General features: G+C 53.0%; 6 protein-coding genes. All 6 read left to right on the forward strand.

Translation table 11 applies throughout. The features are described 5' to 3' along the window. Nucleotides 1-52: 52 nt before the first annotated feature. The 6 genes from EAO78_RS13735 (at nucleotide 53) to EAO78_RS18745 (ending at nucleotide 9975) form a co-directional block, all read left to right on the forward strand. Nucleotides 53-5665 (forward strand): LAGLIDADG family homing endonuclease, encoded by a 5613-nt coding sequence (locus EAO78_RS13735; protein WP_122106399.1) that lies wholly within the window; start codon nucleotides 53-55, stop codon nucleotides 5663-5665. Nucleotides 5666-6232: 567 nt separating this feature from the next. After that, on the forward strand, nucleotides 6233-7018 hold the full coding sequence (locus EAO78_RS17730; RefSeq protein WP_136516511.1) for a hypothetical protein: 786 nt from the start codon (nucleotides 6233-6235) through the stop codon (nucleotides 7016-7018). A 222-nt stretch (nucleotides 7019-7240) separates the two neighbouring features. Further along, nucleotides 7241-8083, forward strand: coding sequence for a DUF262 domain-containing protein (locus EAO78_RS13750; RefSeq protein ID WP_122106402.1), 843 nt, complete (start codon nucleotides 7241-7243; stop codon nucleotides 8081-8083). Nucleotides 8084-8276: 193 nt separating this feature from the next. After that, nucleotides 8277-8699: a hypothetical protein gene (locus EAO78_RS17735; protein WP_136516512.1), complete on the forward strand. Its 423-nt coding sequence runs from the start codon at nucleotides 8277-8279 to the stop codon at nucleotides 8697-8699. Nucleotides 8700-8777: 78 nt separating this feature from the next. After that, nucleotides 8778-9662 carry an IS1595 family transposase gene (locus tag EAO78_RS13755; protein WP_122106403.1) on the forward strand — a complete coding sequence of 295 codons (885 nt, stop codon included), beginning with the start codon at nucleotides 8778-8780 and terminating at the stop codon, nucleotides 9660-9662. 10 nt (nucleotides 9663-9672) lie between these two features. Further along, the gene (locus EAO78_RS18745; RefSeq protein WP_394337602.1) at nucleotides 9673-9975 is read left to right on the forward strand and encodes an HNH endonuclease family protein; all 303 of its coding nucleotides are present in this window, start codon (nucleotides 9673-9675) and stop codon (nucleotides 9973-9975) included. Nucleotides 9976-11302 lie beyond the last annotated feature (1327 nt).

The following is an 11302-nucleotide window of genomic DNA, read 5'->3' on the forward strand; positions in this document are numbered from 1 at the left end:
CCTCCGCTCCGAGCAGGAGGTTCATACGTGATGCCGACCAAGGGGTGCCGTAATGGCTCAGGCCGGGAATCAGGACCTCACCGAACGGTTCATCCAGTTCTACCGGAACTACTACCGCGAGGAGATAGGCAGCCTCGCACAGAAGTACCCCAACGAACAGCGCTCCCTGTACGTCGAGTACGACGACCTCTTCCAGTTCGACCGCGACCTCGCCGAGGACTTCCTCACGAAGCCCGACCAGATGCGCGAGTACGCCGAGGAGGCGCTGCGGCTGTACGACCTCCCCGCGGACGTCAGCCTCGGGCGCGCACACGTACGACTCCGGAACCTTCCCGAAAACATCGACATCCGCGAGATCCGCGTCCACGACGACCACATCGGCAAGCTCGTCTCCGTCCAAGGGATCGTCCGCAAGGCGACCGACGTCCGCCCCAAGGTGACGGAGGCGGCCTTCGAGTGCCAGCGCTGCGGGACGATGACGTACATCCCCCAGAGCGACGGCGGGTTCCAGGAGCCCCACGAGTGCCAGGGGTGTGAACGACAGGGTCCCTTCCGCGTCAACTTCGACCAGTCCGAGTTCATCGACTCCCAGAAGCTCCGGATCCAGGAGTCGCCCGAGGGGCTCCGCGGCGGCGAGACGCCCCAGTCGCTCGACGTCGACATCGTCGACGACATCACCGGCGAGGTGAGCCCCGGCGACCACGTCACCTGCGTCGGCGTCCTCCACATCGAGCAGGTCGAGCAGGGCAACGAGAAGTCCGCCATCTTCGACCTCTACATGGACGGCGTCTCCATCGCCATCGAGGACGAGGAGTTCGAGGACATGGACATCACCGACGCGGACCGCCGGGAGATCATCGAGCTCTCGAACCGCGACGACATCTACGACGCGATGGTCGACTCCATCGCGCCCGCCATCTACGGCTACGAGGAGGAGAAGCTCGCGATGATCCTCCAGCTCTTCTCCGGCGTGACGAAGCACCTACCCGACGGCTCGCGGATCCGGGGGGACCTGCATATGCTTCTTATCGGTGATCCGGGAACTGGAAAAAGTCAGATGATCAGTTATGTAGAAAATATTGCTCCAAGATCAGTATATACCTCTGGGAAAGGATCATCTGCTGCGGGTCTTTGCGTTACGGGTGACACGAAGATCCATACTGCGGACGGCTTCGTTCCGATACGGGACCTGGTGAGTGAACACCACCCGAGACCGGTGGCTACGGAGACGTCCGTCGAGGCGGATCACGACCTCTACACGTTCGATCGAAAGACCGGGACGGTGGAGCTCGCCAGGAGTTCTCACGTCTGGCGCATGCCAGAGAAACCGTGCCGCAGGATCGAAACCGCACACGGCAAGGACCTCGAAGCGTCGATCAACACCCCCGTTCTCGTCTGTAACGGAGACGGAATCGAATGGCGCGAGATATCGGACGTCGACGCCGGCGACCACGTGGCAGTCCCGAAGTACGCTGACGTTGAGCGTACCTCTCCGTCGGTCCGGGAATACGTCGAGTTCACCAAGGAGAAGATCAAACCCACTACGGAATCGATCGAATTCCTCCGGACGCGGCTCCGAGAGGAGTTCGAGACGCTGCGGGACGCCGCCGCCGAACTCGATCTTACGGAGGACTTCGTCTACGACACCCTCTCGAATCGCCACGTACCGCTCGAAAAACTCGACACCGTTCTGAACGCGATCGATGCCGATATCGACGATATCGACGTCGAGCGTGCGATGCTCCGTCACGGAGAGAGTGTCGCGATCCCCGGCGCCTTCGACGCGGATCTCATGTATCTGATCGGGCTCGTCTTCGGCGACGGCGACGTGATGGTTTCCCGTCGCGGGGGAAATCGCGGTCACGTCCGCATCTCGAACTCCGACGAAGAGCTGCTGGAGCACGCCGCGGACGTCATCGAGGCGAAGTTCGACAAGTCGGTCGATATCGAGTATCAGGACGATCGCGTTCCCTGCATTCGCCTCCACAGCGCGACCGTCGCCCGATTCTTCAGCAACGTGGGCGTCGAATCGCCCAAAGACGACGTCTCCCTCGATCCTCGACTCACGACGGCCGAACACACCGACGCGTTCCTGCAAGGGCTGTTCGACGCCGACGGGTCAGTGTGCGGACGGAACGACGGGGGATCCAGCGTTCAGTTCTCGACCGTCTGTCGGGACCTGGCTGAACAGGTCCAGCTGATGTTAGAGACGTACGGTATCCGTTCACGAACGCGTGAGCGTGACCGGCGCGGGACCTACGAGCGAGCGGACGGTCACGAGATCAGGTCGACATCGATCCAGACGCACCTCGCGATCTACGGCAAGGAGCTCGACGCCTTTGCAGACCGGATCGGATTCCGTTCGGTAGCGAAATCGACCGCGCTGGACAAGGTCGTCCGCGACTCCCCTCGACGCGGAGAACACCTCCCGATCGGTGACGTACTCGCACGGACTGACGGTGGTGCGGGTCCGTACTGGCAGAACCTGAACCGGGGAGACGACCCGAGCCGCGAGCGCGCACTCTCGATCGTCGATGAACTCGATCTCGGCGATGTCGGCTCCACGGTAGCAGAGGTCGCCGAAGCCGATCTCGTCTGGGACGAAGTCGTCGCCGCCGGGAACACGGGTGAAAAGGAGGTGTTCGACCTCACGGTCCCGGACACCCACAACTTCCTCGGAAACGGACTCGTGACGCACAACACCGCCGCTGCGGTACGCGACGACTTCGGTGACGGCCAGCAGTGGTCACTCGAGGCCGGCGCGCTCGTCCTCGCCGACAAGGGGATCGCCGCTGTCGACGAACTTGACAAGATGGACTGCGTAACGGGTGACACGCTGGTCACGCTCGCTGACGGCCGCGTGGAGCGGATCGACGAGCTGGTACGGAAGGCCGCCGAGGACGGCGAGATCGAGGATCTCTCGAACGGTCGCCGCATCCGTGACGTCGACCTCGACGTCTGGTCGATGGACGACGACGGGAGGCTCGTCGAGCGTCCCGTGTGTTCCGTCCACGAGTACGACGCGCCGTCGGAGCTGACTCGGGTGACGATGGAGACCGGAGAGTCGCTGACGGCGACGGCCGATCACCCGTTCTTCGTCCTCGACGACGGGGAGCGCGTCGAGCGAGAGGCGGCCGCGCTCGACGACGGCGACTGGGTATACGTCCCCCGTGAGATCCCGACCAAAGCAACGGACGGCGGTGGAGCGGTAGCGGCGGCCGGCGGCGACGCCGGCGGCGCGTCCGCGGCTGCCGACGGCGGGATCGACGACACGATGGCGAGCGTCCTCGGCTACCTCTCCGGCGATGGCAACGTCTACTACGACCGTGACGAGGGGGTGTACGGCGTTCGGTTCACGAACACCGATGAGGAACTCCTGGCCGACTTCGAGCGGGCGGCACAAGGGGCGTTCGGCACGGAGCCGGCTCGGCCGCCGAGCGAGAAGCGGGACGGAGGCGTCGAGACCGTTCGTGTCCACGGAAAACGGCACGCCGACGCCGTCCTCGACGCCGGGATGAACCTCGGACGATACGACGGAAAGTGTTTCCCGACCGCGGTGTCAACGGGGAACCGTGTGGCGAAGGCCGCGTTCGTCCGCGCGCTGGCCGACAGCGAGGGACACGTCGACGAGTCGGTGGGTAACGTTCGGGTTGCGTCCGCGAGTCGGGACCTGCTGCGAGGGACACGGAACCTCCTCCTACAGTTCGGCGTGTCGAGCCAGATGCAGCGTCGCGCCCGCGACGACGGTCGGGACGTGTACTACCTTACGGTGACCGACGCGGACTCGCTCGCGGCATTCCGCCGGCTCATCGGCTTCACCGCCACTCGAAAGGCCGAAGCACTCGACCGTATCGTCGATTCCGCCGACGGCGACCGTACGATCCTCGACGTGATCCCGGAGGTCGACGACGTGCTCGAGAGGTGTCGCGATTCGCTCCGACTGTATCAGAGCGAGTGCGGACTCAACGCCGGCACGTATCACGACTTCGAGAACGGGACCGCGAACCTGTCGCTCCACCGCGCCGAACGGGTGCTCTCCGCGTTCGAGGACAGACTGGAGGCAGCGATCGAGGACCGTCGCGTGCTCGACGGAGAGCCGACGTGGAAAACGCTCGGCGAGATACGCGATCGGTACCACGTCGCTCAGTCCGAACTCGCCGAGGGGACGGCGTTGTCACAACAGCAGATCTCCCGTGAGTGGGGCGAAAGCGACGACGTTCGCCGAACCGTTGCGGACCGGCTTCGGGACGTCCTCGCCGCGGTCGCTGAGACAGACCTCGATGGCCTGAGAGCGTTCGTCCGTGGGGACGTGAAATGGCGACGGGTCGAGTCGGTCGAGACGATCCCGCCGGAATCGACCGAACACCGCCGGGAAGTGCTTCGACAGCGGCTCGCGGACGTCATCGGCGGTCCAGTCGAGACGGTCGAACGACGCGCACGCGACCTCCTCGAAGGTGGTCCGGTCGGTAAAACGCGGGACGAACTGGCAGCGGCGCTCGACGAGTACGGCGTCAGCCAAGCCGATGTCGCGTCGTTGCTCGGTGTGGATCAGGCGACCATCTCTCGGTGGCTGTCCGGTACCGTAGAAACGGACCGACTCGCCGACCTCCGGGAGGCGGTCCTAAGCGAAGTGGAAACCGTCGAAAAGGAACTGCGGTCGATCCTCGCCCGGATCGAGGACGGACGGCAGCCGAAAGTGTACGACTTGACGGTCGACGAGACGCACAACTTCATCGCGAACGGACTCGTCGTCCATAACTCGTCGGACCGCTCCGCCATGCACGAGGGGCTCGAACAGCAGAAGATCTCGGTGTCGAAGGCGGGCATCAACGCGACGCTCAAGGCCCGGTGTTCGCTGCTCGGCGCGGCGAACCCCAAGTACGGCCGGTTCGACCAGTACGAGCCGATCGGCGAGCAGATCGATCTCGAACCCGCGCTCATCTCGCGGTTCGACCTGATCTTCACGGTGACGGACAGTCCGGACCCCGAACACGACTCGCGGCTGGCGAAACACATCATCAAGACGAACTACGCGGGCGAGCTCAACACCCAGCGCGAGGAGCTCGCGACGTCGGAGTTCACCTCGGACCAGGTCGCGGAGGTCACCCAGGAGGTCGCCCCGGCGATCGACGCCGAGCTGCTCAGGAAGTACGTCGCACACGCGAAACGCTCCTGTTACCCGACCATGACGGAGGAGGCCAAGGAACTCATCGAGGAGTTCTACGTCGACCTCCGCTCGAAGGGTGCCGACGAGGACGCGCCCGTCCCCGTCACCGCCCGGAAGCTCGAGGCGATGGTGCGGCTCTCGGAGGCGAGCGCACGGGTCCGGCTCTCGGACACGGTCGAACGCGAGGACGCCGACCGCGCGACCGACATCGTCGAGTCGTGTCTCAAGGACATCGGCGTCGACCCGGAGACGGGCCAGTTCGACGCCGACGTGGTCGAGACGGGGACCTCGAAGAGCCAGCGCGACCGGATCAAGAACATCAAGGGGCTCATCGCGGACATCGAGGAGGAGTACGAGGAGGGCGCGCCCGTCGACGAGGTCCTGGATCGTGCGGGCGAGATCGGGATGGACCCGGGGAAGGCCGAAGCGGAGATCGAGAAGCTCCGGACGAAGGGCGAAGTGTACGAGCCGAAGCAGGGGCACCTGCGGACGACGTAGATAGACCGGATTTTATTCAGAACGTTATACTGAGCATATATAATTACAGGATTAGAGAACCGTAAGAAGTGATCCGGGAGAATCGATATACCCTGAATGGACAAAATCGCATGAAGAAAGAGAGATAGGCCTTAATCATGCTATTCTTTCAAAATTATATAATGGTTCCTAATACCTATCGTTCTGTGATTGATGGATACTATGGCTTCTCGATGAGTGTTAGAAGTAAATCGTAGAATAGGGTCCATAGAGATAGCCGCCTCTCACGTCGGACCAATATTAAAATCATCATAGCAGAGATTTTGATAGATACAAGTCCTTTACCTCTATAATTCAGTATCTAAGACTAATATTGATCTTCATGGACTATCCAATTCCTAAGAATATAGCAATTTAAACCCCTTGATACTACAGGATCATATTCTTAATCTATCCGTTTTTGATACTGAGATATCTCGCTATTCTCAACTATCAGTCGCTCTAATCCCTGTTAGTAGGATTATTATAGGGTTTTAGATTTTATTATATGGCTAACATTTAAAAATCCATGTGTTGAATTGGCACGACATGAACCGAAGAAAGTACCTAGCGATCTCTGGCGGTCTGATAGCATTAGCAGGGTGTAGTGGCGAAACAGACAATAAACAATCAGAAGAAGAACCAGAAGAAGAAAATCAGGAATCCGACCCTGAACCAGAGCCTGAACCAGATCCTCCAAATTTTGAGATTCAGAGTGTTGGTGAAAGCGGATATATTAACTATCATCCACAGAATCCAAATGTAGATTTTTCTATGGAAGTACAAAATACGGGTGAGCAGAGGGATACACAAACTGTAGAATTTAGAGTAGAGGAGGTAACACAGACAGATGATGAAATATCATTAGGTGGTGAAGATAGTCGAATTGTTGATTTCTATCCTAATTTAGCAGACGGAAATAGTAATATATACGAATATTCATATCATACTGAAGATGATGAACAAATTGGAGGTGAAGTATATATTTTCGAATGTCCTTCTAAAGAGGATATTATTGAGAATGAACCTATTAGTGCCCGTGACATTTCTATAGGTGACACTAGACGATTTGAGTTTGATGTTCGTATATTCGAAGAAGGGGACAGTTATGATGATTCTGAACTTATTTCTCTCGGTAAAAAAGCTGTATGTACAGCAACAGAAGAAGATAGTTGGAATGCTATTAGTGTCACACTTTGGGAGGAAGATCAAATACCCGGTTATGAACAAGCATATGGGGAATGTATCTGGGCACCAAACGGTATTTGGTCACAAGCGGGAGAAGTAGAAGCCGGGGAATACATGGAACACGAATATAGTGTAAATCGATTCTAGATTTTACTCACACAAAATAACCTACTTCTTTTTAACACTCAAATGATGGCTATCTTCTAATTCTTCTTGAAGAAGACATAGAGTAAGAGCTTCAGAAATCCTTTTCATACCCTGTCTTGTTGAACCTATGAAGGTGTCGGAGTATGTGAACTTTTCTATAACAGCCTCTGTAGAAATCCAGTAATCGTAACACTTGTTTATCACTATGTGAAGTAGTAACGTATGGATGCGAGGTTTCAGCTAGTCAGAGATTTATTCGGTCGGTCCACAGCAAAATTTGAAGTTCCAGCCTATCAAAGAGGATATGAATGGTCAGATAAGGAGTTTAATGACCTCTGGTTGGACTTAGAGAGAATAGGTGGACAGGTTGAGAAGCATTTTCTTGGTAATATTATTCTCCTCAAAGAAGGAACTTATTCTGATGAATATGAGATAGTTGACGGTCAGCAGCGAATGGCTACTATCTCCATTCTCACAATAGCAATAAGAGACTCAGAAAGTTTTCAGAAAGAGAATGATCACAGAATAACTGATATTCTTAACCGATCTGAAGGCGGAGATGCAAACAAACGTCGTCTTCACCTATACGAAGATAATGCTAATAGAAGCTATGAATCCCTTTGGAATGGGAATGCTGAAAATGCTGAAGGGAAAATAAAAGACGCGTATAATTTCTATCAGCAGAAGCTATCTCAATTAGATGAGGATGAGATAGAAGAGACGTTATCAAAGGTATTCAACAATCTCAGCGTAGTTGAAACTACTGTGGAAGATCCTGCTTTCGCCTATCCAATTTTCCAAACACAGAACGCAAGAGGAAAAGAGGTTAGTCCAATTGTATTGGCCAAATCTCGAATCCACGGGGCTGCGAAAAAGTTAGATGATGAGCGTGAAGAAAAGCACGTTATCCATCGATGGGAAGAAATATACAAAGATCTAAAGGAAGAATTGAGCGGTCCAAGATTCCGTAGAGAAGATATACGAGTGCGACGACCAATGGCGCATATTTTAGCAAACTCAGAAGTAGAAACACAAACTCGAATAAAAAAAAGCAGATCTCTATGAAAACTTTGAACGTGTATTAAATAGCTACGGCGACGTTCGTGAGTTTGTTGAGTGGTTTGAAAATAATGTGGAAATGCACTTATATGACCTGAGCAGCAGCAGATATGACGTTAATCCTCGGAACTTCAATAGAGAGATTGAGAGGCAATTACAATATCTTAACTGTACCTCAAACCATTCAGAAATCCTATCTATGGCAATATATAAAAAATACGAAGAGGAGTTTGAGCTGAAAAAGAGAAGGCAACAAGAGCTTCTAAAGAATGATTTTAAATTGGCAGCTACGATCGGTATGCGGTTGAGGTTGGCTGATTCAGATCATAATAGTATACGTGATGCAATTTATAGCGCGGCTTCGGAAATTATAGACACAAATGACCACACCGAAATTAGAGATGCGCTTCGATCTACCATAGATACATACACACCCTCTGATCCACAAATCGTTGAGAATCTTCGAGCGAATAGTGTATCTGTAGGAGGCCGTTTTCAATTTAGAACTGTATTGTACTTAATTAGTATAGAGGAATCCCGACGAAGTGACCCATTCTGGATTGATTTGAACAGACTTGATCTAGAGCATATAACTCCGAAAAACACCTTCGCTCTTGGGTAAGCGATTGTTGGTCACTTCTCAGCAGTAGCTGGAAGTCACAGCGGGCAAGGGTGACGCGAACGCGTCACCCGACGAACAATGTTCCCATTGAAGACGTTCGTCTCGGAGCGTCGGGCCGCGAATCTGCTGGCACAGATTCGCTGGCGTAACGGCGTCTATTGCCCACGCTGCCGTGGCGAATCTGTGATTCGGTACGGCAGCTATCGGGTGTTTCAGCGGTATCTCTGTGAGGATTGCGACCGCACGTTCAATGATCAAACCGGCACGGTCTTCGAACACTCTGCGGTGGCGCTCAGAAAATGGTTTCTCACTGTCTACACGTACATCCGCTTCAACACGAGTCTCAGGCAGTTAGGCGTCGAAATCGACGTTTCCTACAAGACGATCTATCGGCGTGTCCAGCGCTTCTTGCGAGCGCTGGACGCGCCTCGGCTACAGCTTGAAGGCCCAATTGAGATCGACGAATTCTACGTGAAAGCGGGTCTCAAGGGCCGCGAGCGCGACCAGCCGTCGCGCTCGCGTGGCCTATCCACGCGCGGACGTGGAACATTCGCTGAGGACAAGCCTCCTGTGTTTGTTCTCGCAGATCGCGCCACCGGTGAACGGCACGTGATCCCGGCGAAAGCCGCGACCGAATCACGAATTCGACTCCTGCTGGCCGACCGCCAGCAGGAGTCGTTGGCCGTCTACACTGACGGCTTTCGGGCGTACAAACCGCTTGACGAGGACGACACATTCACTCGTGAATACGTCGTCCACGGCGACGGTGAGTACGTTGATGGAGACGTTCACGTCAACACCTGCGAGAGCCACGCGTCGCTGGCGCGACGGTGGCTCTCGCCGCATCGAGGCGTCTCTAAAGACAGACTCACACCGTATCTTCGAGCGTTTCAGCTCCGGCGTAAAGTGTTCCGAAAACCGGGGAAAGAAGCACTCAAAACCATCCTCAAAACGGTGCTATGACTCACCAACAATCTACGCCACAAGAGCGAACACCTTTGAGAAACCAGAATATGCACGATGGAAACGAAATCATTCACAGGAAGAATTTGATGAGAGAAAGAATAAAATCGGAAACCTAACTCTGCTTATTCCAGAGGAGCATAGTGGTATTGAGGAGAGAGAAGGGTTAGATGCTAAGAAAAAAGCATACAAAAATTCTGGGATTGAAACTACTAAAGAAATTTGTGATTACGATGAATGGAATGATGAAACAATTGATGAACGCTCTACTCATTTAGCTGAACAGCTAACTGAATATTGGTCAATTAAATAACTATGTGAAGAGATTCTGAATGCTATAGTTTGTTATAACACACAAAATTAACCTTGGAATCGTATAGATGATGTTTACCCTTCGACTCATAGAAGATTTCATAGAACGGTATTGAGTTATAATACCCTACCTTAGAATTGATTTCTAGGTTGGGAGCAAGGGTTTCCATCGTATTGAGTGAGAGAAATAACTCTGCGATCAACTGAAGGGTATGTAAACTAACCGGCGCTGCGCTACTCAATCGCTCCGCAAGCTCCGCTCCTTGCGTTGCTCGCGCCTTTGGCTGCTAGGATCCAAACTATATTCTAAAATCCATCTGGTCCATATCTGGAGTATACCATAACTATAATAACAAGTAGAACAAGTGGGATTGGTTGTAATATGTCGTTAAATAGTCCATTAGGAGCAATAGATCTATAGATTAAAGAGAGAATAAGCATTAAAACTAGAAAATATAGAGTAATTTGTCCTATCTCTTTTATATCTGTACTATCCATGTCTATGATTGATCTACTATACTATCTTATTAATTAAGTATCTATCTCTCATCTACCCTCTTTACAAAAATAATAAAAGTTTTTCTCCCTTCTTTCCTCTTTCTCTAAAACTAGATCTATATTACTAATTCTAATACGACGTATTCTGTATACTCTGAATCATATAGAACGTATACAGCAAGGTATACCATAACACCGAATAAGACATAATCTGTAAGCCGGAATTGTCTATCTGATTATTTGACTAGCTTAGTCGGGGGCAAATCCCTTTCTCATAATCTTGTTTGTAAATCAAGCCGGTAATTGTAGTAAGATACAGACCCGACTTTCTGCTCCTAATCTTGTATTCCTTTCATTAGATCTGTGAAAGATCTAATTGCTAATTTTAACTCTTCACTATTTGAATACATTTCTTCAATTTTTTGTCGATCTTAATTGATTCTTTCTCCTCAGATTGTTCTGGTATTGTTCTACTTCAACACAAAGCAACTAGACAACTCTCTAAGAGCGTTCTATTCTATGAGTCCTAATTCCCTTGTCTCACTCTCAAACTGCTCTCTACTTCACAGAGTAGCATATAGTACAAGTATTGACCCTTCGAAGAGTGAACAAGCCCTATCCACCTTCTATCCTCTTGAAGTAATTCTATGGGCATAGAACAAAGATAATGAGCCTCAAAATCGATTAGTCTCGTTCGGACCCCTTCGACCGGATCGGAGTAGAAGAGAACTATGCTCAGTCGATCACATCGGGTTTGAGTGAAAGTGTCTGCTTGGGAAGGGTGTGGAAGCTACCGAAGCAGACAGCGAGATAGAAGAAGAGCACCTCCT

This window comes from Halobellus captivus, assembly GCF_003697845.1.
In the GTDB taxonomy this organism is placed as follows: domain Archaea; phylum Halobacteriota; class Halobacteria; order Halobacteriales; family Haloferacaceae; genus Halorubrum; species Halorubrum glutamatedens.